The organism is Phenylobacterium sp. Root700, from assembly GCF_001429025.1.
GTDB lineage: Bacteria > Pseudomonadota > Alphaproteobacteria > Caulobacterales > Caulobacteraceae > Phenylobacterium.
The window spans coordinates 131,187-152,556 of record NZ_LMHT01000007.1; the positions used below are offsets into that span (position 1 = coordinate 131,187).

A 21,370-nucleotide genomic window follows, 5' to 3' on the forward strand; every position below is an offset into this window, starting at 1 on the left:
ACGCGGTCTGGCGCAAAGGCCGCCGACGGGCCTTATCGGCGCCCAAACCATCGGCTAAGTGCTGGGCATGGTGTTTACGCGGGCTTGGCGCGATTTCAGACGCATGCAGGACGTCGCCGTCGGCGCGGCGTCGCTGATCTATGCCGGGGCGGTGGTCAACGCCTTCCAGGTGCTGCCCGGAGGCGACGCGCTGATCGCCCAGCGGACCCTGGCCTGGCCCAGCGTCTTCCTGTTCGCCTGCCTGTCCTTGCCGCTGTTGGTGCCGTTCCTGAAGCGGATGCTGGCCCGCTATGTCTGGCTGAGCTTCCAGGCCGGGTTCGGCCAGACCCCGATCTCCGTGCTGACCGGGGTGGGGCTGCTCGCGGCCGCCGCGCTGTTCATCTACTGGCAGGTCTGGGCGGTCGGCCACGGCGGCCGCTATCCCGCCGGGGTCTTCTCCGGCTACGCCGCCGGGATCGGGATCCTGGCGGCCCAGGCGGTGCTGGTGCGCGCGCTGGAGACCGTGCCCGAGGTCCGCGCCCAGATCGAGGAACCGCCCTCCTAGATCGAGCTGCGTCCGCCGCCGTTGTTGGAGAACAAGGCCAGCGTCCTCAGACGGGCCAGGTGGGCGCTGTCGGCGTGATAGTCGGCGCGGCGATCGGAGACGAAGCCGTGCCCAGCCTCATAGAGGTGCACCCGAACGTCGGGATGGGCCTCGCGGATCTCTTCCACGCGTTCCAGCGGGATCGAGGCGTCGGTCTTGCCGAAATGCAGGATGATCGGAACCTTCGGCGTCTCGTCCTTCAGCTCGGTGATCCGCCGGCCATAGAAGGCCGAGGCCGCCGAGAGGCCGGTGCAGCGGCAGGCGGCCAGCCAGGTCGCCGCTCCGCCCCAGCAGAAGCCGGTCGCGAAGACCGGCCCTGAGAGGGCGTCTATGGCCGCTTGGGCGTCTCCGGCTACTTGGTCCCAGGGAGTCTCCTGAGAGTAGCCTACGCCCTTCGCTACGGCTTCCTGGCCGTAGTCGGCGGCGAACCCAGGCTCCAGGCGGTCGTAGAAGGCCGGGGCGATGGTTTCATAGCCCTCCTCGGCGAAACTGTCGGCCAGTTCGCGGATATGATCGGTGATCCCGAAGATCTCCTGGATCAGCACCAGCCCGCCGCGTCGGGCGTCGGTCGGCCTGGCGTGATAGGCGCCCAGCTCGAAGCCGTCGAACCCGCTCTTCAGAGTGATGGTCTCGCCCACGCTCAGGCGGCCTCGAACAGTTCGCGCGTGCGGGCCCTGGCCAGGTCGGCGGCTTTTTCGCCGTAGCGCTCGGGGCTCTCATTGTTGAACCCGTGACCGGCGTCTTCGTAGATGTAGACCGGAACGTCGGTATGGTGCGCGAGGACGGCGGCCTCGACGTCATCGGCCTTGATCCCGGGATCGGTGCGGCCGAGGTGGATGATGGTCGGGCAGAGCGGCTGCAGGGCGGCGTTGGCCTGGACCAGGCTGCCGTAATAGCTCGACGCCGCGGCGACGCCTTCCAGCTTGCCGGCGCTCAGCCAGGCCAGCGATCCGCCGTAGCAATAGCCGACGACGAAGACCTTGCCACGCTCAGCCAGGAAGTCGCGGCAGGCGGCGATGTCGCCCAGGGCCTGATCCAGCGGCGTGGCGCGCGCATGGGTGACCCCGGCGGTCAGGCCCTCGGGATCATGGCCGGCGGTGAAGCTGGGCTCGCGGCGGTCGTAGAGGGAAGGGGCGACAGCCTCGTAGCCCGCCTTGGCCCAGCGCTCGACATCGGCGCGGATGTGGCGGTCGACACCGAAGATCTCCTGCAGGACGATCACGCCGCCCTTGCGCGGAGCGAGGGCCTGCTCGTGATAGGCGGAAAACTCGAAGTCGTCCGCGCCCCGAAGGGTGATCGTCTCGCCCATGTGTCTCTCCCGTTTGTGGCGGGACCTAAGCAGAGATCGCGGCGGCGCCCAACGGAGATAGGAAGGCGCCGCCCATAGAAAACCTGCCGCGCTAGACGTTGAAGCGGAAGTTCAGGACGTCGCCGTCCTGGACGACGTACTCCTTGCCTTCCTGGCGGAACTTCCCGGCTTCGCGAGCGCCAGCTTCACCCTTGAGGCGGACATAGTCCTCGTAGGCGATGGTCTCGGCGCGGATGAAGCCCTTCTCGAAGTCGGTGTGGATCACGCCGGCCGCCTGCGGGGCGGTGTCGCCCTTGTGGATGGTCCAGGCGCGGGCTTCCTTGGGACCGACGGTGAAGTAGGTCTGCAGGCCCAGCAGGTGATAGGCCTCGCGGATCAGCTTGTTCAGGCCCGGTTCGGCCAGGTCCAGGGTCTCCAGGAACTCGGCGCGCTCGGCCGGGTCCAGCATGGCGATCTCGCTCTCGATCTGGGCGGAGATGAACACATGGTCGGCGCCGTCACGCTTGGCGCGCTCGGCCACCATGTTCGACATCTCGTTGCCGGTCGCCGCGGAAGCCTCGTCGACATTGGAGACATAGAGGGCGGGCTTGGAGGTCAGCAGCTGGAGCATCCGCCAGGCCTTGTCGTCCTCGGCGGAGACCACGGCCTTGCGGGCCGGGCGGCCGGCGTTCAGCTCGACCAGGGCCAGTTGAACCAGGCGCAGGGTCTGGGCGCTTTCCTTGTCGCCTGCCTTGGCGCGCTTCTCCAGGTTGGAGACCCGCTTCTCCAGGCTCTCGAGGTCGGCCAGCATCAGCTCGGTCTCGATGGTCTCGAGATCGGCGAGGGGATCGACCTTGCCTTCGACATGGGTGATGTCGTCGTCGATGAAGCAGCGGGCCACGAAGGCGACGGCGTCGCAGTCGCGGATATTGGCCAGAAACTGGTTGCCCAGGCCCTCGCCCTTGGACGCGCCGCGCACCAGGCCGGCGATGTCCACGAAGTTGATCCGCGCCGGGATGATTTCCTTGGACGGGATGACGGCCGCCAGGGCGTCCAGACGCGGCTCGGGCACGGCCACGTCGCCGGTGTTGGGCTCGATGGTGCAGAACGGATAGTTCGCGGCCTGGGCCGCCGCGGTCTGGGTGAGCGCGTTGAACAGGGTCGATTTGCCGACGTTCGGCAGACCGACGATGGCGACTTTAAGGGCCATGTCGTCCTCTAGGATTGGGTCGGCGCCGGTTTAGCGGACGCGGGAGAAAATGTCGTCAGGCCAGTCAGCCGCGGCCCTGCGGGATGTCGCTCTTGTCGGCCGGGGCCAGGCGCATGACCTCGGTTTGGTACTTCTCGTCTTCGCCGGCGGCCAACAGCGGCGCGGCGTCGGCCACCGCCCCCAGCAGGTCGGCGACCCATTGCTGGTCGACCTTGTGGAAATCCGACAGCACGTGGCCCTGGACGCGGTCCTTGTGCCCCGGATGGCCGACGCCGAGACGGGCGCGGCGGAAATCGGGGCCGATATGGGCGGTGAGGGAGCGGACGCCGTTATTGCCCGCCGCGCCGCCGCCCGTCTTCATGCGGAAGCGGCCCGGCGCCATGTCGATCTCGTCGTAGAACAGTACGAGGTCGGCGGGCTTCAGCTTGTAGAACTTGAGCGCCTCAGCCGCAGCTCGGCCGCTCTCGTTGTAATAGGTCTGGGGTTTCAGGATCAGGGCGCGAACCGCGCCGCCTGGCGTCTCGATCTCCCCCTCGCGGACGAGGGAGGAGAAACGAGAGCGTTCGGGACCAAAGCGCCAACGGCGCCCGATCTGGTCCACGGCCATGAAGCCGATATTGTGCCGGTTGCCCGCATAGCGGGCTCCCGGATTACCTTGGCCGCAAAGGACAAGCATACGATCTCCTCGCGAAGAAGAGATCGTTTCGCTTACTCGGCGGTCGAGCCGGCTTCGTCAGCCGCGGCGTCGGCCGAGGCGGAAGCCGAAGAGCCGGCCAGGGTGGCGACGACGAAGTCGCGATCCAGGGCGGCGACGACGCCCTTGGGCAGTTCGAAGGCCGACATGCGGATGGTGTCGCCGATGTCCAGGCCGGTCAGATCGCAGACCAGCTCTTCCGGAATGGCGTCGGCCGGGCAGGACAGCTCAACGTCGTGACGGACGATGTTCAGCGTGCCGCCCTTCTTGAGGCCCGGCGAGGCCTCGTGGTTCTTGAAGTGCACCGGCACGGCGATCTTGATCAGCTGATGCTCGCCGACGCGGAACAGGTCGAAGTGCACCGGCACGTCGGTGACGGGGTCCATGTCGATCGCCTTGGCGATGACGGCTTGGGTTTCGTCGCCGTGCTTCAGGGTCACCAGGTGGCCCAGCAGCTTGCCGGTGTAGAGCGCCTTGCGGAACTCGTTCGCCTTCACGGCGACGGCCACGGGATCCTTGTCACCGCCGTACAGCACGCCGGGGACCAAGCCCGCGCGGCGGGTTTCACGCGCGCCACCGGTTCCAGTGCGCTCGCGGAGTTCAACGTTCAGGATGATATCGGCCATGGCCTTGCCTCAAAACGAAGCCGCCGCGCGATAACCCGCGCGGCGACGGAACGACCCCTTTGGGCCGAAAGGTGCGCGTAGATACACAAAACCCAGGCCCGTGGCAACGGCCGGTCGCGAGGAATTCTACCGCTTCTTGGCGGGTTTCTTCGCGGGCTTTTTCGGCGGGGTCACTTTGTAGGTCGCGTTGGGGCGCACGGTGGGCACGAACCGGGCCTCATAGGGCTCGGGAAGGCCGGAGGCTTTGATCACGCAGCGGGCCGTATCCATCATGGCGTGCTGGCCCAGGCAGAAGACGTCCTCGTAGTGCGGCTTGGCCACGGCCAGGCACTGATAGAGGTTCAGCTTGGCCATGTTGGCGCAGGACGCGATGTTCGGCTCGACCATGATGGCGTTGATGGTTTCGAGATTCGGTTCGCTGGCGTGGCCGAGGATGGCCAGGGCGGCGACGGCAAGGCTGCGAATCACCACCGGGGTGAAGGGCGGCGTGATCGGCGCTCCGGTCAGGCCCAGGGTGGGGCTGCCCAGCGTCGCCTGCTGCAGGCGGGCGGTCTCGGCGACGTCGCCCACCACCGGCGTGGCGCTCAGGGTCTTGGCCTGCGACAGGCGCAGGTCGCGGCCGACGATGTCGGACTTGGACCAGGCCTGCTTCTGCACGTCGTAGGCGGCCTGCTTCACCGTCTTGCCGACTTCGTAGAACTTGTTGCCGTCGGCCCCGAGGGCGGCGACCACTAGGCCCGCGGCGCTGCCGGAGCCCTGCAGCCCGACCACATAGGCCGGGTCCTTCATGATCTCGTAGGCGATCTGCTGGCGTTGCTCGGCGGAGCCGGCGTAGACGCGCACGCCGGCGACGAAGGCCGGGTCCTGCAGCGCGACGATGGCGCCGTAGGAGATCGCGCCCCGCAGGAACTGCTTGGGCTCATAGGAGGCGCCGACCTTCATGGCCTGGGCGATGGCCGGGCCGTCGACGAAGCCCGGCGCGATCGCCGAGGCGCGGTCCATGTAATAGCGATAGGCGCTGGCCTGCTCGATCAGCTTGGGCGCCAGGACGATCGGCGGCGCGGCCTTTTGGGCGGGCTTGGCTGGAGGCGGCGCGGCGCAGGCGCTCAGAACGGCGGCGATAGCGATAGCGGAGACCGTCAGGCCCGCGCGAAAAGCGGAATTCATCCTGCGCCTTCCCCAATTAAACAGGCGCGCGAAGCATCGCGCCGTGAACGGGCGAGAATGTGACCGCCCATGCTTAACGGAAATACACCAAGCTTGACCGTAACGAGGCCAATCCTGTGGATCAGTCGAAGAGTTTGGAGACCGATTCTTCGTTGGCGATCCGGCGGATGGCTTCGCCCAGCAGCTTGTCGCAGCTGACATAGCGAATCTTGCCGCCGTCGCCGGCGCGTTCCGGGGCTGGGATGGAGTCGGTCATGACCAGCTCCTTGAGCACCGAGTTGTTCACGCGCTCGACGGCCGCGCCCGACATGACGCCGTGGGTCACGTAGGCCGACACCTCCAGGGCGCCGCCATCGACCAGGGCCTGGGCCGCGTTGCAGAGCGTGCCGCCGCCGTCGATCATGTCGTCGAACAGGATGCAGCGACGACCAGCCACGTCACCGATGACGTTGGCCACTTCGCTCTTGCCCGGACCCGAGCGGCGCTTGTCGACGATCGCCAGTTCGGCGTTGAGCCGGCTGGCCACCGCCAGCGCCCGGACCACTCCGCCCACGTCGGGCGAGACGATCATGATGTCGGACGGCTTCTCGTAGTTTTCCTTGATGTCGGCCGCCAGCAGCGGCGCCGACAGCAGGTTGTCGGTGGGGATGTCGAAGAAGCCTTGGATCTGACCGGAGTGCAGATCCATGGTCAGCACCCGGTCGGCGCCGGCGCGCTCGATCAGGTTGGCGACCAGCTTGGCCGAAATCGGGGTGCGGCCCCCGGTCTTCCGGTCCTGCCGGGCGTAGCCGAAATAGGGCATCACCGCGGTGATCCGCTTGGCCGACGCGCGCTTCAGCGCATCGATGCAGACCAGCAGCTCCATCAGGTTGTCGTTGGCCGGGTAGTTGGTCGACTGCAGAATGAAGACGTCCTCGCCGCGGACATTCTCATCGATCGTCACCCAGACTTCGTTGTCGGCGAAGCGTTTGACCTGGGCCCGCGTGAGCGGGAGATCCAGGTGGGAGGCCACAGCCTCGGCCAGCGCGCGGTTGGAGTTGCCGGCCAGCAGCTTCATCAGACCCTCAGGGGCAATGGTGTCGGTGTTGCGCGGGCTTTTAGCAGGGCCATGCGGAGGGGCAAGAGCCCACGCGCCACAGTCGGTGCGAATGACGCGTCCGTGCCTCGCGCCACGGCCATGCTTCGTCTAGGGTGCGGCATGCCCAAAATCGGACTCCCGGCCTGGACTTGGCTCTCTCCCATCGTTGGCGCGCTGCTGTTGTTTGGCGCAAAGCTCGGCGGGCCGTTCAACATTGTCCTGGCCGTGGGGCTGATCGCCTGCGTGCTGGCCGCGGTGCACCATGCCGAGGTTGTGGCCCATAAGATCGGCGAGCCCTACGGCACCCTGGTCCTGGCGGTCGCGGTGACGGTCATCGAGGTGGCGCTGATCGTCTCGCTGATGCTGTCGGGAGGCGAGGCCGCCTCCGGCCTGGCGCGCGACACGGTGTTCGCCGCCATCATGATCATCCTCAACGGGATCGTCGGCCTCTGCTTGCTGGTCGGCGGCGCCCGCCACCTTGAACAGAAGTTCGGTCAGGCCGGGGTCAGCGCCGCGCTGGCCACCCTGGCCGCGTTGACGATCCTCACCCTGGTGCTGCCCAACTACACCACCAGCACGCCTGGCCCGGTCTACTCGGGAAGCCAGCTGGCCTTCGTCGGCCTGGTCTCGCTGGTGCTCTACGGAACCTTCGTGCTGGTTCAGGCGGTTCGGCACCGCGACTACTTCCTGCCCAGCGGCCCCAAGGCCCATGACGAGGAAGCCCACGCCGCGCCGCCGACGGCGCTGGACGCCTGGATCAGCCTTGGCCTGCTCGTCGTCGCGCTGGTGACCGTGGTGCTGCTGGCCAAATCGCTGGCGCCGACCATCGAACAGGCCGTGGCGGGCGCCGGCGCGCCGAAGGCGGTGGTCGGGGTGATCATCGCCGCCCTCGTGCTGCTTCCCGAGAGCCTGGCGGCCGTGCGGGCGGCGCGCGCCAACCGGCTCCAGACCAGCCTGAACCTGGCGCTCGGCTCGGCGCTGGCCTCCATCGGCCTGACCATCCCGGTGGTCGCGGTGGTGTCGCTGGTGATGGAGTGGCCGCTGTCGCTTGGCCTCGACGCCAAGGCGATGGTGCTGCTGATGCTGACCTTGATCGTCACCACCCTGTCGCTGGGCACCGGGCGGACCACCGTGCTGCAGGGCGTCGTCCACCTGGTGATCTTCGCGGTCTACCTGTTCACGACGATCGTGCCTTAGACGAGAGCGATGGCCGAGAGCAGGCGGCCGAAGTCCGGTTCGCCCTGCTTGAACGCCCGGCGGTTGGAGAAGAACAGCTCGCCCTCCGCGCAGGTGTCGCGGCCGACCCATTCGCAGGTCTCGACGCCAGCGGTGCGCAGGCGATGCAGGACGAAGGCGGGCAGGTCGAACATGCGCTTGTCGGCGGCTTCGCCGGGCATGAAGAACGCGGCGTTGCCCGCGTCGTCGGCCGTGAAGCGTTCGAGGAACTCCAGACCGACCTCGTAGGACGCCGGCCCGATGCAGGGGCCGACCACGGCGACGATCCGCGAGGGCTGCGCGCCTAGGGCCTGCATCTGGACGATGGTCGCTTCGGCCACGCCGGTCAGGGCGCCTTTCCATCCGGCATGGGCCGCGCCGACGACGCCGGCCCTCGGGTCGGCGAACAGGATCGGCGCGCAGTCGGCGGCCAGGGCGCCGCAGACCAGGCCTCGCCGGTCGGTCACCACGCCGTCGGCCTCAGGGCGGTTATCGCCCCAGGGGCCGTCGGCGATCAGGGCTGTGGCCGAATGGATCTGGTAGCAGGTGTCCAGCGCCTCGGGGCCGACCCCGAAATGCGCCGCCGCCCGTCGCCGGTTCTCCACGACGTCCTCGGCCGCGTCGGCCGAGCCGCGTCCGACATTGAGGCTGTCGTAGATGCCGCTCGAGACCCCGCCCTTGCGGGTGAAGAAGGCATGGCGAACCCCCGCCAGATCGAGCAGGGGCGAGGTGATCACGGGCAGGTCGGTCAAGTCAGGTCCTCGAAACCGGGCGGGACGAAGCCCGGCGTATGGATGCAGGCGACCTTGAACAACTCGCCCATCTGGTCGGGAGAGACTAGGCGCTCGAGTTGCCGTTCGATCTCCTGGGCGCGGTCGGGGCGGGCGGCGGCCAGGGCCTCGGCGCGCGAGCCGACGCCCAGGCGCACCAGGAATTCGCCCTGGGTCAGGATCTGGGCCGTCGCGGCGCCTTGCGCGTGGGCGGCGGCCAGCACGGCGGGGAAGTCGGCGTGGACGGTGAGGTCGGCCTCGCCGGGCGCGGCCAGCGGGCTCTCCTTCTGGTGCTTGCGCAGCGCTTGGAGCGTGTCGCCGAAACCTGGCGTCGCGCGGCCATAGTCGATCAGCAGGGCCGCGCCGCCGTCGACGGTGATCCGCGCGGCGAGTTCGGCCCCCAGGGCGGCCTGGGCCGGGGCCTGTTCGAGGATGGCGCCGACCGGCGCCTCGCGCGGCAGCGGCGGCGTGTGGGCCAGGCCGAAGGCGAGCTCGCCGGCGTCGTCGACCCCCACCATGCGTTCGGCCCATCCGCGCTCGGTACGCACGAACTGGCGCGCGGGCAGGCAGTCGAGCAGTTCGTTGGCCACCAGCAGGATCGGTGCGTCGCCCGGAACCTCGGCCAGCGACGCCGCCCATGACACCCGGTCGCCCAGGGTCTGGCGCTGGCGGTCGCGCAGGGGCGTGGAGACCTCGACCAGCCAGACCTCGGCGGCGTCGGTGAACTCCGGCGACAGCCGCGCGGCGCGCAGCAGGTCGCTCATCAGGGTGCCGTCGCCAGGGCCGATCTCGACCAGCCGGAAGGGGGTGGGGCTGCCCAGCCGGATCCAGCTCTCGACCGCCCACAGTCCGATGAGTTCGCCGAACATCTGGCTGACCAGCGGCGCGGTGATGAAGTCGCCGCCCGCGCCCAGGGCCGGGCGCGTGGCGTAGTAGCCGAAGTCCGGGTCGTGCAGGCAGGCGGTCATGTACTGCGCGACCGTCAAGGGCCCGCTGGCCCGGATCTGGGCCGTCAGGCGGTCGCGCAAGGTCATGGCTTGGCTGGCGCCGGGGCGTCAGCCGGGGCGTCGGCGACGGTCGCCAGCGGCTCGCGCAGGCCCCGCCAGATCAACCAGACCCCGCCAATGACCATCGGCGCGCTCAACATCATCCCCATGGTCAGGCCCAGGGGGAATTGCTCCAGATAGCGGTCGGGCTCGCGGAAGTTCTCCACGAAGGTCCGGAACACCGCGTAGCCCAGGAAGAAGACGCCGGCGACCACGCCGCGCCGCTGCAGCAGCTTGGCCCCATGGGTCGCCCAGCGCAGGATCAGGAAGAGCACGAGGCCTTCCAACGCCGCTTCATAGAGCTGGCTGGGGTGGCGGGTCATGATCCCGGCCTGCGGGAAGACGAACGCCCACGGCACGTCGGTGGGACGGCCCCAGAGCTCGCCGTTGATGAAGTTGGCGATGCGGCCGAAGAACAGCCCGATTGGCGCTGCGGCGGTGATCGCATCACCCATCCGCAGGACGTCGATCTTGTTGACGCGAGCGAAGGCGAAGACCGCGATCAGCACGCCCAAGGCGCCGCCATGGAAGCTCATGCCGCCGTTCCAGACCTTCAGGATCTCCAGCGGATCAGTGAAGATCAGCGACGGCGTATAGAAGAGAACGTGGCCGAGACGGCCGCCGAGGATGATGCCGAGCGTGATCCACAGGATCAGATCGTCCAGTTGGGCGGTGGTCGCCGGCGCTCCACGCGGCCCCCAGAGGCTCTGATTCTTGATCAGCCCCGCGACATAGCGCCACCCCAGCAGGATGCCGGCCACATAGGCCAAGGCGTACCAGCGGATTGCGAAAGGCCCGATCTGCAAGAGAACGGGGTCGAAGTCGGGGAACGGCAAGGCATATGTCTCCGAAAGCGTCGCCTGTGGGTTTAGACGAGAAGCCCTTCGCTTTCATCCCCCGCCGGGCCATATAGGAAGCTATGCAGACCCAGAATCCCTTCCTGGACGAATTCGCGAAGCTCACCAACGCCGCCATGGGCCTCGCCCAGACGGCCGGCGAGGAGGCTAAGGCCGCGTTCCGCAGCCAGGGCGACCGTTTCGCCGCTGAACTCGACCTGATCCGCCGCGATGAATTCGAGGCGCTCAAGGCCGAGATCGCGGCTCTGCGCGCCGAGCTCGAGGCGCTGAAATCCGCGGCGCCGAAGAAGGCCGCCAAGAAAGACTAGATTCCAAACACGCGAATGTGGCTCGCCCGGGGAAAGAAGCCGGTGACGGACACAGCGCGAAGCAGCTTAATTTCAAGATCGCAGGCGATTCGGGGGCCCGCTCGGCCTCCACGCCATCTGCGAAAGGACCGCCGGTCTTATGGACACGCCTCAGTCTGACGAAGACGTCCTGGTCACCCTCGACCCGCTCGACGTTGTCGAGCACGTCCTGACGGCCGAGAACCTCCAGTTCGATCGTACCGAGGATGGCGATCTCGCCTTCACGCTCGCCGGCGACTGGAAGGACTACGAGCTTTGGTTCGCATGGCGGCCGGAAGCTGACTGCCTTCAGCTCTGCCTGTCCATCGACCAACAGGTCACTCCGGAACAACGCCCCGCCGCTTTCGAGCTGGTCTCGACGCTGAACCAGCGTGTCTGGCTCGGTCACTTCGAGGTCTGGGACGACGGCGAGATCATCTTCCGCCACGCCATGTCGCTGATGACCGGCGAGCGGCCGAGCCTGGCCCAGGCCGCCGCGATGATCGACGTGGCGATGGAGGCGGCCGACCGCTTCTATCCGGCCTTCGACTTCCTGGTGGGGGGCTCGAAGTCGCCGGCGGACGCGATCGCCGCCTGCATGTTCGAGACCGTCGGCGAGGCTTAAGAGCGTTCCATGACGCCGATCCTGATGCTGGGCGCCGGCCGTATGGGCGGGGCGCTGATCGACGGGTGGCGCGCCGCGGGCGCCTTCCAGGCCGCCGACCTGTTGATCCGCGAGCCCTATACGAACCCGACGCTGGAGGCCGCGGCCGCGGCTGGAGCCTTGGTCAATCCGGCCGACCAGATCCTGAGCCGCGCCAAGACCGTGCTGCTGGCCGTGAAGCCGCAGATGTGGCGCGAGGCGGCGGCCGAGGTCGCCCAGCACCTGGCGCCTGACGCCGTGATCGTCTCCATCGCCGCCGGCGTGAAATCCACCGACATCGCCCAGGCGTTTGGCGGCCGCGCGGTCGCCCGCGTCATGCCGACGACGGCGGTGGCGATCGGCCGGGGCACCACCAGCATCTACGCCGCGAGCGCCGAGGCCCGCGCCCGGGCTCATGCCCTGTTCGCGCCGGTGGGAACCGCCGTCGATCTGGCCGACGAGGAACTTCTGCACGCCGCCACCGGGGTTTCCGGATCTGCGCCGGCCTATCTCTACGCATTCGTCGAGGCCCTGGAGGCCGCCGGCGCCGCGGCCGGCCTGCCCGCCGCCGACGCCTCGCGTCTGGCGCGCTCCACCATCGCCGGCGCGGCGGCCTTGCTGGCCGCCAGCGGCGAGGAGCCGGCCGAGCTTCGCAAGCAGGTCACCTCGCCCGGGGGGACCACCCAGGCGGCGCTTGAAGTCTTGATGGGGCAGGGCGGTTTCCCCGACCTGCTGCGCGACGCCGTCGCCGCTGCGGCGCGACGTTCCAAGGAACTCGGCGGCTAGTCCCCATCCCCCGGATCAGCGTGCCGCTGGCCGGAGGATGACGACCGTCTTTCTAGCTCGACCGCTTCCAGGTCTGCGCCTGGCAGACCACGGCGATGCAGCCCTCGACCTTCAGCGTGCCATCCGGATTGAGGCTTATCTTCGAGCCATAGGTCTTGCCGTTGGACGGGTCGTAGATCTTGCCGCCGGTCCATCTGCCGGCGCCGGCGGGTTTGAAATCGCGGATCATGGTCAGGCCGACGATCGGCCGCGTGCGCGCCGCCGCGTCGGGATTGTTGAGGTCCTTTTGCGGTTGGCCGGCCTTGTCGTTGGGCGCTTTCATCCACACGACCACGCCGCACATCTTGGCCTTATCGCCGCCACAGGGCGCGACGCGAACCTTGGCCGTCCCGGCCTGGACCAGCCAGGTTCCCTCGACCGGATCGGCCGCATGGGCCGCTGAACCCAGAGCCGAGAAGGCCGCAAACGCGGCGGCGATATGGACCAACTTCATGCGACTCTTCCCCGTATGTTCGGCGAAGTGTTGCCGATGGAGAATGACGTGTCGATGAACGTCGCTATCCGGGCAGGCGCACGATGGCCCGCAGGCCGCCCAATGGCGAGCGATCCAACGTGACGTCGCCGCCGTGGCCGCGGGCCACGTCGCGCGCGATGGCCAGGCCCAGGCCGACCCCTTTTTCGTTCTGGTTGCGGGCGTCATCGAGACGGTTGAACGCCTTGAACGCGTCTTCGTAGCGGTCCTCCGGGATGCCCGGACCGTCGTCGTCGACGATGATTTCCACGCCGCCGGCGGGGCGGGCCGCGGCGGAGATTTCGATGTGCTCGCCATGGGCGGCGGCGTTCATCACCAGGTTGGACAGCGCCCGCTTCAGGGCGGTCGGCCGGACATTGGCGGTGAGGTCGGGATCGGCGCTTACGCGGACCTGCGCCCCGGCGTGCAGGGCGCCCTGGCTGACCTCGTCGATCAGGGGCTTTAGCGGCACGATCTCGGCGGCCTCGCCGCCCTCGCCGCGGGCGAAGGCGAGGTATTCGTCGATCATGTGCTCCATCTCGGCCAGGTCGCGCTTCATCTCGGCGTTGCGCGGGCCAGGTTCGGCCAAGGCCAATTCCAGCTTCAGGCGGGTGAGCGGCGTGCGCAGGTCGTGGCTGACCGAGGCGAGCAGGGCGGTGCGTTGGTCGATGTGGCGCTGGATCCGCGACTTCATGGCCAGGAAGGCCTGGGCCGCCTGCCGCACCTCGCGCGCGCCATGCGGCTTGAACGCCGGCACGTCGATCCCGCGCCCGAAGGCGTCGGCGGCCGAGGCCAGGCGCTCGATGGTGCGGGTCTGGTTGCGGATGAACAGGATGGCGATGGCGGTCAGCAGGATGGTCGCCATCGCCATCCACAGCACGAAGATGTGGCCTTGGGTGGCGAAGGCGCGATCACGGGGGGCCAGGATGCGGATCACCCCCTGGTCGACCTTCACCCGGATGTCGACATAGGCGGGGTAGCGGGTCGTATCGAACCAGAACGGGGTGTCCAGCCGCTCGGCCAGGGCGCGTTCCAGCGAGCGGTCGACCACGGCGAAGGTGTTGGTGCGGCGGCCTTCCGGCAGGTTCTTGCCGGGCTGCAAGGCGATGGACAGGCTGAGCGACTTCTCCGCGCGGTCGGCCAGCCTGGCCATGGTCTCGGAATCGGGATCGTCCTGGTAGCTCTCGACCGCCCAGGCCACCTCGCCGGCCAGACCGTCGGACAGTCGGCTGGTGACGGTCTGCCAGTGGGCGTCGAAGAAGATCCAGGTCACCGCAATCTGCATCAGCGCCACCGGCAGCACGATGATCAGCAGCGAGCGCCCGAACAACGAGGTCGGCAGGCTGCGCTTGATCAGCCGCTGCATGTGGATCGGTTCGAGGCGGCGCGGGATCTTCATCAGTCGGGCGCCAGCAGGTAGCCGACACCCCGCACGGTCTGCAGGTAGCGCGGGGCCTTGGGGTCGCTCTCGATCTTGCGCCGCAGCCGGGTGACCTGCACGTCCACCGCGCGGCCCGACGGATCAACGGTCTCGCGCGCCAACTCCAGGCGGTCGACCGGCTCGTGCGGGCTGCGGGCCAGGCGTTTGAGCAGGGCGACCTCGGCCTCGGTAAGGCGGATGGGCGAGCCGTCGCGGCTAAGTTCGCCGCGTTCGAGGTCGAACTGGCAGAGGCCGAGCGAGATCACGCCGTTCCCGGCCGCCGGCCGGGCCTGGGCGCGGCGCAGGATGGCCTCGATGCGCAGCAGCAATTCTTCCGGCTCGAACGGCTTGGGCAGGTAGTCGTCGGCGCCGCGCCGCAGGCCCTCGATGCGGTCCTCGGCCAGGCCGCGGGCGGTGAGCATCAGCACCGGCGTGCGGCCCGCCGCGCCCTTGCGCTCGCGCAGCCACCCGGTCAGCGAGAAGCCGTCCTCGCCGGGCATCATCACGTCGAAGACCGCGAGGTCGAAGTCCAGGGTCTCCAGCAGCTTGCGCGCCGCGGCCCCGCCTGGCGCGGCCGTCACCCGAAAGCCGTTGCGGCTGAGATACTCCTTCAGCAGGTCGCGGATCCGGTCGTCGTCGTCGACGACCAGCAGGTGGCGGTCCGGGGTCTCGATCGCGGCCATCAGGCGCCTCCGCTCTTCATCCGCCCGCCGGCCAGCGCCGACAGGATGCGCCTGACCCCGGCCACGCCGTCCAGTCCGCCCACGCGATAGGACCTGGCCAGTTGGGCGCGCAAGCGTTCGGCTATCCGTTCCTCGAAGGCCTGGCCAGCCTGCGTCAGGCTGGCGGCGCGTCGGCGGCCGTCCAGGTCGCCTGCGACCTTTTCGACCAGGCCCTTGGCCTCCAGGTCGGAGATGATCCGGCTGGCGGCCTGTTTCGACAGGCTGGTCAGGTGCGCCAGCTCTTGGACGCCGACGCCGGGCCGGCGCTTGAGCAGGAAAGCCGCGCGCCAGTGGGACCGGCCCAGGCCAAGGTTTTCGGCCGCCAGCCCGGCGTCGACACCGGCCCAGAGCGCGGCCTCGGCCAGCATCATCAACTCGAGCCCGGCGTCCAACTCCTCGTCGCGCAGGATGAGCCTAGGGTCAGCGGCCGCCATTACGGGTTGCAATCCATTTTGTTTGACGCGGCGGATCGGGAGGTTTGTAAGAGGGCTCTCTTGAACGGAGGACTTTCCCTCATGTCTTTACTGCCCTTCGATGACCGCGACGGATGGATCTGGCTGGACGGCCAGTTCGTGCCCTGGCGCGAGGCGACGGTGCACGTATTGACCCATGGCCTCCATTACGCCTCGGCGGTGTTCGAAGGCGAGCGGATGTATGGGGGAGAGATCTATAAGCTGACCGAGCATACCGAGCGTCTGTTCAAGTCGGCCGAGATCCTCGATTTCGAAATCCCGTTCACGGTGGCCGAGATCGACAAGGCCTGCAAGGACACCTGCGCCAAGAACGGCCTGACCGACGCCTATCTCCGCCCCATCGCCTGGCGCGGTTCGGAGATGATCGGGGTCTCGGCGCAAGCGACCAAGATCCACGTGGCGATCGCCGTGTGGGACTGGCCGAGCTACTTCAAGCCCGAAGAGCGCGCCAAGGGCATCCGCATGTGCTGGGCCAAGTACAAGCGCCCGTCGCCGGAGACCGAGCCGGTGCACGCCAAGGCCACCGGCCTCTACATGATCTGCACGATCTCCAAGCACGCCGCGGAGAAGGCCGGCTACACCGACGCGATGATGCTCGACTACCGGGGCTATGTCGCCGAGAGCACCGGCTCGAACGTGTTCTTCGTGAAGGACGGCGCGCTGCACACCCCGACGCCCGACTGCTTCCTGAACGGGATCACCCGCCAGTCGGTGATCGCGCTCGCCAAGAGCCAGGGCGTCGAGGTCATCGAGCGGCACATCAAGCCGGAGGAGCTGGCGGGCTTCACCGAATGCTTCGTGGTCGGCACCGCCGCCGAGATCACGCCGGTGGCGGAGATCGGCGAGTACAGCTTCACGCCGGGCAAGCTGTCGCTCTCGCTGATGGACGACTACGCCCGCATGGTCCGCCGCGAGCTGGTGGCGGCTTGACGAAAATCGCCGCCTGCCCCTGGTCGGGGCGGGCGGCGTTTTCGCAGAGCTGACAATGAAGTGGTCGGGGGGATCCGCCCTCCAGCAGACCCCTGGCGTCGCTTGTGCTCATCGCAGCAGCGCCACCTCAGATCAGCTACGAATCCCCCCGCGCCGTCGCCCCCATCGCGTCGACGGGGTTAATGCTGCGCCAAGAGCAGCTTAGCGTCCAGAGGGAGCCGCCAGAGAAGGGCGGAACAAGCGGCCGCGCCGACCTTTCGATCAGGCGACGCGGCCTTTGCCGTTAAATCAGCCAGGTGTCGGGGCGCGGATAGGCTTCGCCCTGCGACAGGTAGACCAGGCCGACGATGCAGCGGACGGCGAACCAGATGCCGACCACGCCCCAGATGAACAGGCCAAGCATCAGGAACGGGATGCCGACCAGCACCAGCGACAGGACTCCGCCGAACAGGATGAGGACGCCGGCGATCACGAACCAGGCGATCGAGACCCAGAAGGTCTTGATCAGGAAGGTGTAGTGGCTCCGCATGTTGGGGCCGGCGGCGTCGCGGTTCATGTAGGCGATCACCAGGCCGACCAGAATGGTGAGCCCGTTGACCAGGCCCAACAGATAAAGCCCGTAGATCACAGCCGGTAGGGTGCGGTCTTCACGGGTTACGACGGTGGTTTGGGTGTCGCTCAATTCAGTCTCCCAAGAGGAATATCTGACTGAAATGTGGCCCTGATCGCTCAGATTGCCAGCTTAAATCGCGTTCATCATCGGCTCGCCCTGCGCGTGCGCGGCAGCCAGGGTAGGACGGCGGCGCCCAGGATCACGATGAAGACCAGCCGGCAGGCCAGCGCCACGCCCAGCAGCCAGGCGCCGGCCAGGCCCGCGGCGAACAGCACGGCCAGCGCGCCCACCGCCATCAGCCCCATGATCCAGAGCAAGGCCTCGACATTGGCCGATGGCGCGCGGACCGGGCTGGCCGGCGCCGCGGCGCTGACCGCGGCCATGAAGGCGTCGAACGAGGCCGCGCGATCCTCCGCCCGGAAGTGTTCGCCGTAGCTGAACGAGGGGATGGTCAGGCGTCGACGCTGGAAGTGAAGCGTCGCCCCGCGCCCGGCCTGGACCACGCCGGTCAGGTGGGACAGCGGGAAGCGGCGCTCACGCGCGCCCTTGCGCTCGACGATCTCGGTCTTTTCCAGCGTCCAGACGGTCTGCGGCTGCAGAGGCGAGAGCCGCGCGGTGTGCGAGACCCCCAAGGGATCAGCCCCGAACGACGGTGATCTCGACCCCGGCGGCGGCGGCGTGGGGCGCGAGGGCCAGGGGCTTTTCGACCCGCACGCGGGCGCGCATTACGCGGCCGTCGGCCAGGCAGGCGCGCGCCAGGCGTTCGGCGAAGTCCTCGACCAGCTGGATGTGGCCGGCCGCTACGATGGCGCGGGCCGATTCACCGATGGTCTCGTAGTTCACCGTGTCGGCGAGGCGCGAGGCGCCGGCGGTCGGCACGTCGAGTTCGACATCGACGATCAGCGGCTGGGCGCGGCCCTTCTCGTGCGCATAGACGCCGATCTCGGCCTCGACCTTCAGGCCGACGACGAAGATCTTGGTCATGACCACGCGCCCATGGACTTCAGGAGTCGGGGCGTTGGGCGAGTTGTCTTGCAGCGATGGGAGAACCAAGTGCGCTCCGTGGAGGCTGGAAACCGGTCAGGCCAAGTGTTGGCCAGCGTCGACGGCGATCATCTGGCCGGTCACTGACGTCGCGTCAATGAGGTAGCGCAGCGCATGTCCGATCTCGCTGGGCGCGACGGGTTGCTTGAGCAGGGTGGAGGCGACCTCGTCGGCGAAGTCGGCGTCCTGCTGGTGGATCGAGGGTAGGGTGGGGCCAGGCCCGACGCCGTTGACGCGGATGCGCGGGGCCAGCTCCTTGGCCAGCATCTGGGTCGCCGCCCACAGGGCGCTCTTGGACAGCGAGTAGCTGAAGAAATGCGGCGAGGGCGCCAGCACCCGCTGGTCCAGGATGTTGACGATCAGGCCCGTGCGGTCGGCCGGCAGGCGCCGCGCAAAGGCCTGGGCCAGCACCAATGGGCTGCGCAGGTTGGTCTCCAGATGCGCGTCCCACGAGGCGCGGTTCATGCTGGCGAAGGAGTCGTCCTCGAACACCGAGGCGCAGTTGACCAGCAGGGTCACGGGACCAAGCTCGCCCTCGACCTCGGCGATGAGCGGGGCGGTGGCGCCCTCGTGGCGCAGGTCGCAGGCGTGGAGGGAGGCTTTGCGCCCGCGAGCGCGTACGTCGGCCGCGGCGGCCTGCGCATCGTCGTCTATGGCGCGGACGTGGATGGCGACGTCAAAGCCCGCGTCGGCGGCGGCCAGCGTCAGGGCCCGTCCGATCCTGCGCGAGCCCCCGGTGATGAGGGCCGCGCCGCGCGGGGTGGTCGCCAAGGCCGTCTTAGTCGAGCCGGCCGAATTCGAAGTAGTTCAGCCCGCCGATGACGACGAGGAAGACGAGGATGGCCAGGATCGCGTCCATGAAAAACTCCGAGTTTGTCCGTCGGGCTTTAGAGGGCGCGGCGGTGGTTCGCAAGGGGCCGCCGCAGTTCCTCTGGCGGCAGGGGGGAGCCGATCAGCTATCGGGAGGCGCGCGTTTCTGTCGGGCGGGCCAAGGGGCGGGAGCGTTGTCGACGCTTGCCCCGCGCCCCGTGCGGGACCATGTTTCGGGGATGGAACCGCGCGCGGTGTTCAGGCTTTGCTATGTGGCGCTGGTGGCGCGGAACGGCAGGAGTAGCGCATGATCCGAGACCAAGCCTCCTTTGAAGCCGCGCTGCAGCGCGTGGCCGACCTTCTGGAACATCCTCCGGCGCATGGAACGCCGGCGGACCAGAAGTTCACGGAGCTCCTTCATGACATCGAGAGCTACAAGCCCGTGGTCGAGGTGGCGGCGCCCGAGAGCGTGTTCGCCCGCCTGGGCCATGAGGCCGAGGCCCTGGTCAAGAAGGCCGGCGATTTCCTCACGCAGCGCCAGGAGCGCGTGCGGCGTGAGAGCTTGATGACCTTCCCTGAGAACGGCGAAGGCATCGGGCCGACCACCGGGGTCTAACGGGGCGCAGGAGCCTGGATCGCGTCGAGAGCGGTCCGGAGGCCGTAATTCAGCAGACTGTCGAGGTCTAGGCGCTCGCCGGCGCCAGGCGTTGGTTCGCGGGCCCTTGTCGAATGACGTTCGGGCGGGCCAAGCTGAAAAGAAACGCCCGAGGAAACGCCATGCCGCTCCAGACCATCGCGCTCAGCGCCTTGACCAAGGTCGCTGTCGGGATCGATCGACCCGAGGACGTCGTCGTGGCCAAGGACGGCCGGGTGTTCGCCTCCGACCACCAATGCGCGGTCGCCGAAATCCTGCCGGATGGCTCGTTCAGGCGGATGGGTCCCAAGGGCGGCGCGCCCAACGGGATCAACATGGATCGCCAGGGCCGGGTGCTGATCGCCAATTTCGGCATCTATGACCGCGAGGAGGGGCCGCTGCAGCGGTTCGACCCGGCGAGCGGCCAGCACGAGACCCTGCTGGCGGAAGTCGGCGGCAAGCGGCTGACCTCGGCCAACTATCCGGTCATGGACCGGGCCGGGAACATCTGGTGCGCCAACTCCACGCACGCCGAGACCTGGCCCCAGGCGCTGGACGGCCGCGCCGACGGCTTCATCTTCGTGCTGCGGCCGGACGGCTCGTCGGAGATCGTCGCCGAGGGATTGAAGTTTCCGAACGGCATGGCGCTGTCGGCCGACGAGGCGTTTCTGTTCTGCGCCCAGACCAGCGGCGCCGACGTGATGCGGTTCGCCGTCCTGCCCGGCGGCAAGCTCGGCCCCGGCGAACGCTACGGCCCGGTGCTCGGCAAGCTACAGGAGGCGGGCGGCGCGCAGGTGGCGATGGCCGACCTTGGCTATACCGACGGGGTGGGCCTGGACGCCGAGGGTAACCTCTGGGTCTGCCTGCCGGCCGCCAACAAGGTGGTGGTGATTACGCCGGCGCTGGAAGTGGTGACCGTGATCGACGATCCGTCCGGCGAGGTGGTCAATCACCCGACCAATATCACCTGGGGCGGGGCTGATCTGAAGGACCTTTACATCGGCTCGATCCGCGCCGGATATGTGCTGAAAGGCCGTAGTCCGGTTGCGGGACAGCCCCATGTGCACCAATTGGCTTAGGGCTCACCCAAGGGAACTCGGGTATTGGGGCTTCCACAGTGATCATTGATCACTAAAATGCTTGTTTGAAAGCCGTCGGGGGTTCTCGTCGGCGCGCCGAAAAATCCAACGAACGCCTCCGGGAGGACGTCATGCGCGAATATCTTCAGTTCTATATCGATGGTCAGTGGGTCGATCCGGTCGAACCCAAGACGCTCGACGTCATCAACCCGGCCAACGAGAAGGTCGCCGGCAAGATCTCCCTCGGCGGCGCCGCCGACGTGGACAAGGCCGTTCAGGCCGCCAAGAAGGCCTTCGTGACCTGGTCGCAGACCAGCCGCGAAGAGCGCCTCGACGTCCTCAACCGCATCATGGCCGAGTACCAGAAGCGCTTCGGCGACCTGGCCACCGCCGTCACCGAGGAAATGGGCGCCCCGGCCTCGCTGGCGCAGCGCGCTCAGGTTCCGATCGGCATGGGCCACATCGGCACCGCCATCGCCGTGCTGAAGGACTTCAAGTTCAGCGAAGACCGCGGCCCGACGATGATCGTCAAGGAAGCGATCGGCGTCTGCGGGTTCATCACCCCCTGGAACTGGCCGCTGAACCAGATCGTCTGCAAGGTGGCCCCGGCCATCGCGACGGGCTGCACCATGGTTCTGAAGCCCTCGGAAGTCGCGCCGTTCACCGGCCACATCTTCGCTGAGATCATGCATGCCGCCGGCGTGCCGGCCGGCGTGTTCAACATGGTCCAGGGCGACGGCCTCGGCGTCGGCGTGCCGCTGTCCAGCCACCCGGACGTGGACCTGATCTCGTTCACCGGTTCGACCCGCGCCGGCATCGAGGTGGCCAAGAACGCCGCCCCGACC

The 21,370-nt window shown here is 68.1% G+C and carries 28 protein-coding genes; 9 read left to right on the top strand and 19 right to left on the bottom strand.

Annotated features, from left to right (window positions below; all coding sequences use genetic code 11):
- The first annotated feature begins 103 nt into the window (after nt 1–103).
- A complete protein-coding gene (locus ASE02_RS02945; RefSeq protein WP_056730988.1) occupies nt 104–544 on the top strand; it encodes a hypothetical protein in 441 nt (146 codons plus the stop codon).
- Here ASE02_RS02945 and ASE02_RS02950 read toward each other — a convergent pair.
- The 7 genes from ASE02_RS02950 to ASE02_RS02980 all read right to left on the bottom strand — a co-directional run bounded on the left by ASE02_RS02950 (nt 541) and on the right by ASE02_RS02980 (nt 6,625).
- On the bottom strand, nt 541–1,221 hold the full coding sequence (locus tag ASE02_RS02950; RefSeq protein WP_056730990.1) for a dienelactone hydrolase family protein: 681 nt from the start codon (nt 1,219–1,221) through the stop codon (nt 541–543). The two genes, ASE02_RS02945 and ASE02_RS02950, sit on opposite strands and share 4 nt — an antisense overlap.
- Before the next feature lie 2 nt (nt 1,222–1,223).
- Nucleotides 1,224–1,892, bottom strand: coding sequence for a dienelactone hydrolase family protein (locus ASE02_RS02955; protein WP_056730992.1), 669 nt, complete (start codon nt 1,890–1,892; stop codon nt 1,224–1,226).
- Between the two features lie 91 nt (nt 1,893–1,983).
- Entirely contained in the window at nt 1,984–3,081 is a 1,098-nt protein-coding gene (gene ychF / locus ASE02_RS02960; RefSeq protein ID WP_056730993.1) for a redox-regulated ATPase YchF, read from the bottom strand.
- A 64-nt stretch (nt 3,082–3,145) separates the two neighbouring features.
- Nucleotides 3,146–3,757 carry an aminoacyl-tRNA hydrolase gene (gene pth, locus ASE02_RS02965; protein ID WP_056730995.1) on the bottom strand — a complete coding sequence of 204 codons (612 nt, stop codon included), beginning with the start codon at nt 3,755–3,757 and terminating at the stop codon, nt 3,146–3,148.
- A gap of 32 nt (nt 3,758–3,789) precedes the next feature.
- Complete coding sequence (locus tag ASE02_RS02970) at nt 3,790–4,401, bottom strand: 50S ribosomal protein L25/general stress protein Ctc (protein ID WP_056730997.1); 612 nt, start codon at nt 4,399–4,401, stop codon at nt 3,790–3,792.
- 126 nt (nt 4,402–4,527) lie between these two features.
- Nucleotides 4,528–5,568, bottom strand: coding sequence for a hypothetical protein (locus ASE02_RS02975; protein WP_056730999.1), 1,041 nt, complete (start codon nt 5,566–5,568; stop codon nt 4,528–4,530).
- 121 nt (nt 5,569–5,689) lie between these two features.
- Complete coding sequence (locus tag ASE02_RS02980) at nt 5,690–6,625, bottom strand: ribose-phosphate pyrophosphokinase (RefSeq protein WP_056731001.1); 936 nt, start codon at nt 6,623–6,625, stop codon at nt 5,690–5,692.
- A 141-nt stretch (nt 6,626–6,766) separates the two neighbouring features.
- On the opposite strand from ASE02_RS02980, the gene ASE02_RS02985 reads away from it, so the two are divergent.
- Nucleotides 6,767–7,843 carry a calcium:proton antiporter gene (locus ASE02_RS02985; RefSeq protein ID WP_056731003.1) on the top strand — a complete coding sequence of 359 codons (1,077 nt, stop codon included), beginning with the start codon at nt 6,767–6,769 and terminating at the stop codon, nt 7,841–7,843.
- On the opposite strand, the gene pgeF is transcribed toward ASE02_RS02985, so the two are convergent.
- The 3 genes from pgeF to lgt are packed head-to-tail and all read right to left on the bottom strand — an operon-like array spanning nt 7,840 to nt 10,513.
- Nucleotides 7,840–8,613, bottom strand: a complete 774-nt coding sequence (gene pgeF, locus ASE02_RS22820; RefSeq protein WP_056731004.1) for a peptidoglycan editing factor PgeF — start codon at nt 8,611–8,613, stop codon at nt 7,840–7,842. The genes ASE02_RS02985 and pgeF overlap by 4 nt on opposite strands.
- On the bottom strand, nt 8,610–9,665 hold the full coding sequence (locus ASE02_RS22825) for a class I SAM-dependent methyltransferase (RefSeq protein WP_056731006.1): 1,056 nt from the start codon (nt 9,663–9,665) through the stop codon (nt 8,610–8,612). The genes pgeF and ASE02_RS22825 overlap by 4 nt, the downstream gene beginning before the upstream one ends.
- Entirely contained in the window at nt 9,662–10,513 is an 852-nt protein-coding gene (gene lgt / locus ASE02_RS03000; protein WP_056731008.1) for a prolipoprotein diacylglyceryl transferase, read from the bottom strand. Before lgt ends, ASE02_RS22825 begins: the two co-directional genes overlap by 4 nt.
- Before the next feature lie 83 nt (nt 10,514–10,596).
- Here lgt and ASE02_RS03005 point away from each other — a divergent pair, with 83 nt between their 5' ends.
- The 3 genes from ASE02_RS03005 (at nt 10,597) to proC (ending at nt 12,289) form a co-directional block, all read left to right on the top strand.
- The gene (locus ASE02_RS03005) at nt 10,597–10,842 is read left to right on the top strand and encodes an accessory factor UbiK family protein (protein ID WP_056731010.1); all 246 of its coding nucleotides are present in this window, start codon (nt 10,597–10,599) and stop codon (nt 10,840–10,842) included.
- Nucleotides 10,843–10,981: 139 nt separating this feature from the next.
- The gene (locus tag ASE02_RS03010) at nt 10,982–11,485 is read left to right on the top strand and encodes a YbjN domain-containing protein (RefSeq protein WP_056731011.1); all 504 of its coding nucleotides are present in this window, start codon (nt 10,982–10,984) and stop codon (nt 11,483–11,485) included.
- Nucleotides 11,486–11,494: 9 nt separating this feature from the next.
- Entirely contained in the window at nt 11,495–12,289 is a 795-nt protein-coding gene (proC, locus tag ASE02_RS03015; protein ID WP_056731014.1) for a pyrroline-5-carboxylate reductase, read from the top strand.
- A gap of 52 nt (nt 12,290–12,341) precedes the next feature.
- On the opposite strand, the gene ASE02_RS03020 is transcribed toward proC, so the two are convergent.
- From ASE02_RS03020 to ASE02_RS03035, 4 genes are all read right to left on the bottom strand, one after another.
- Nucleotides 12,342–12,782: a DUF2147 domain-containing protein gene (locus ASE02_RS03020; RefSeq protein ID WP_056731015.1), complete on the bottom strand. Its 441-nt coding sequence runs from the start codon at nt 12,780–12,782 to the stop codon at nt 12,342–12,344.
- A gap of 64 nt (nt 12,783–12,846) precedes the next feature.
- On the bottom strand, nt 12,847–14,199 hold the full coding sequence (locus tag ASE02_RS03025) for an ATP-binding protein (protein WP_082601844.1): 1,353 nt from the start codon (nt 14,197–14,199) through the stop codon (nt 12,847–12,849).
- Nucleotides 14,199–14,903, bottom strand: a complete 705-nt coding sequence (locus ASE02_RS03030; RefSeq protein ID WP_056731017.1) for a response regulator — start codon at nt 14,901–14,903, stop codon at nt 14,199–14,201. Before ASE02_RS03030 ends, ASE02_RS03025 begins: the two co-directional genes overlap by 1 nt.
- Complete coding sequence (locus tag ASE02_RS03035; protein WP_056731019.1) at nt 14,903–15,376, bottom strand: MarR family winged helix-turn-helix transcriptional regulator; 474 nt, start codon at nt 15,374–15,376, stop codon at nt 14,903–14,905. Before ASE02_RS03035 ends, ASE02_RS03030 begins: the two co-directional genes overlap by 1 nt.
- A gap of 81 nt (nt 15,377–15,457) precedes the next feature.
- On the opposite strand from ASE02_RS03035, the gene ASE02_RS03040 reads away from it, so the two are divergent.
- Nucleotides 15,458–16,345, top strand: coding sequence for a branched-chain amino acid aminotransferase (locus tag ASE02_RS03040; protein ID WP_056731021.1), 888 nt, complete (start codon nt 15,458–15,460; stop codon nt 16,343–16,345).
- Nucleotides 16,346–16,628: 283 nt separating this feature from the next.
- Here the strand turns inward: ASE02_RS03040 and ASE02_RS03045 are convergent, their stop codons facing one another.
- The 5 genes from ASE02_RS03045 to ASE02_RS23135 form a co-directional block, all read right to left on the bottom strand.
- On the bottom strand, nt 16,629–17,027 hold the full coding sequence (locus tag ASE02_RS03045; protein WP_056731023.1) for a hypothetical protein: 399 nt from the start codon (nt 17,025–17,027) through the stop codon (nt 16,629–16,631).
- A 74-nt stretch (nt 17,028–17,101) separates the two neighbouring features.
- Nucleotides 17,102–17,590, bottom strand: coding sequence for a hypothetical protein (locus ASE02_RS03050; protein WP_056731024.1), 489 nt, complete (start codon nt 17,588–17,590; stop codon nt 17,102–17,104).
- Nucleotides 17,591–17,594: 4 nt separating this feature from the next.
- Entirely contained in the window at nt 17,595–17,942 is a 348-nt protein-coding gene (gene folB, locus ASE02_RS03055; RefSeq protein ID WP_056731026.1) for a dihydroneopterin aldolase, read from the bottom strand.
- 96 nt (nt 17,943–18,038) lie between these two features.
- On the bottom strand, nt 18,039–18,773 hold the full coding sequence (locus tag ASE02_RS03060) for an SDR family oxidoreductase (protein WP_056731028.1): 735 nt from the start codon (nt 18,771–18,773) through the stop codon (nt 18,039–18,041).
- A gap of 7 nt (nt 18,774–18,780) precedes the next feature.
- Nucleotides 18,781–18,915 (bottom strand): hypothetical protein, encoded by a 135-nt coding sequence (locus ASE02_RS23135; RefSeq protein ID WP_255354014.1) that lies wholly within the window; start codon nt 18,913–18,915, stop codon nt 18,781–18,783.
- 204 nt (nt 18,916–19,119) lie between these two features.
- On the opposite strand from ASE02_RS23135, the gene ASE02_RS03065 reads away from it, so the two are divergent.
- The 3 genes from ASE02_RS03065 to ASE02_RS22830 all read left to right on the top strand — a co-directional run.
- Nucleotides 19,120–19,428 (top strand): hypothetical protein, encoded by a 309-nt coding sequence (locus tag ASE02_RS03065; RefSeq protein WP_056731030.1) that lies wholly within the window; start codon nt 19,120–19,122, stop codon nt 19,426–19,428.
- A 161-nt stretch (nt 19,429–19,589) separates the two neighbouring features.
- A complete protein-coding gene (locus ASE02_RS03070; RefSeq protein ID WP_056731032.1) occupies nt 19,590–20,525 on the top strand; it encodes an SMP-30/gluconolactonase/LRE family protein in 936 nt (311 codons plus the stop codon).
- A 131-nt stretch (nt 20,526–20,656) separates the two neighbouring features.
- Nucleotides 20,657–21,370 (top strand): aldehyde dehydrogenase family protein (locus ASE02_RS22830; RefSeq protein WP_235536584.1); only part of this gene is annotated, 714 nt, incomplete at its 3' end.

Coding starts and splice junctions, on each gene's coding strand:
- ASE02_RS02945 (WP_056730988.1), top strand. CDS start 104: ATGCAGGACGTCGCCGTCGGCGCGGCGTCGCTGATCTATGCCGGGGCG.
- ASE02_RS02985 (WP_056731003.1), top strand. CDS start 6,767: ATGCCCAAAATCGGACTCCCGGCCTGGACTTGGCTCTCTCCCATCGTT.
- ASE02_RS03065 (WP_056731030.1), top strand. CDS start 19,120: ATGATCCGAGACCAAGCCTCCTTTGAAGCCGCGCTGCAGCGCGTGGCC.
- proC (WP_056731014.1), top strand. CDS start 11,495: ATGACGCCGATCCTGATGCTGGGCGCCGGCCGTATGGGCGGGGCGCTG.
- ASE02_RS22825 (WP_056731006.1), bottom strand. CDS start 9,665: ATGACCTTGCGCGACCGCCTGACGGCCCAGATCCGGGCCAGCGGGCCC.
- folB (WP_056731026.1), bottom strand. CDS start 17,942: ATGACCAAGATCTTCGTCGTCGGCCTGAAGGTCGAGGCCGAGATCGGC.
- ASE02_RS02975 (WP_056730999.1), bottom strand. CDS start 5,568: ATGAATTCCGCTTTTCGCGCGGGCCTGACGGTCTCCGCTATCGCTATC.
- ASE02_RS03040 (WP_056731021.1), top strand. CDS start 15,458: ATGTCTTTACTGCCCTTCGATGACCGCGACGGATGGATCTGGCTGGAC.
- ASE02_RS02980 (WP_056731001.1), bottom strand. CDS start 6,625: ATGAAGCTGCTGGCCGGCAACTCCAACCGCGCGCTGGCCGAGGCTGTG.
- ASE02_RS03035 (WP_056731019.1), bottom strand. CDS start 15,376: ATGGCGGCCGCTGACCCTAGGCTCATCCTGCGCGACGAGGAGTTGGAC.
- ASE02_RS02955 (WP_056730992.1), bottom strand. CDS start 1,892: ATGGGCGAGACGATCACCCTTCGGGGCGCGGACGACTTCGAGTTTTCC.
- ASE02_RS02970 (WP_056730997.1), bottom strand. CDS start 4,401: ATGGCCGATATCATCCTGAACGTTGAACTCCGCGAGCGCACTGGAACC.
- ASE02_RS03025 (WP_082601844.1), bottom strand. CDS start 14,199: ATGAAGATCCCGCGCCGCCTCGAACCGATCCACATGCAGCGGCTGATC.
- ychF (WP_056730993.1), bottom strand. CDS start 3,081: ATGGCCCTTAAAGTCGCCATCGTCGGTCTGCCGAACGTCGGCAAATCG.
- ASE02_RS03030 (WP_056731017.1), bottom strand. CDS start 14,903: ATGGCCGCGATCGAGACCCCGGACCGCCACCTGCTGGTCGTCGACGAC.
- ASE02_RS03010 (WP_056731011.1), top strand. CDS start 10,982: ATGGACACGCCTCAGTCTGACGAAGACGTCCTGGTCACCCTCGACCCG.
- ASE02_RS03070 (WP_056731032.1), top strand. CDS start 19,590: ATGCCGCTCCAGACCATCGCGCTCAGCGCCTTGACCAAGGTCGCTGTC.
- ASE02_RS03020 (WP_056731015.1), bottom strand. CDS start 12,782: ATGAAGTTGGTCCATATCGCCGCCGCGTTTGCGGCCTTCTCGGCTCTG.
- ASE02_RS03005 (WP_056731010.1), top strand. CDS start 10,597: ATGCAGACCCAGAATCCCTTCCTGGACGAATTCGCGAAGCTCACCAAC.
- pth (WP_056730995.1), bottom strand. CDS start 3,757: ATGCTTGTCCTTTGCGGCCAAGGTAATCCGGGAGCCCGCTATGCGGGC.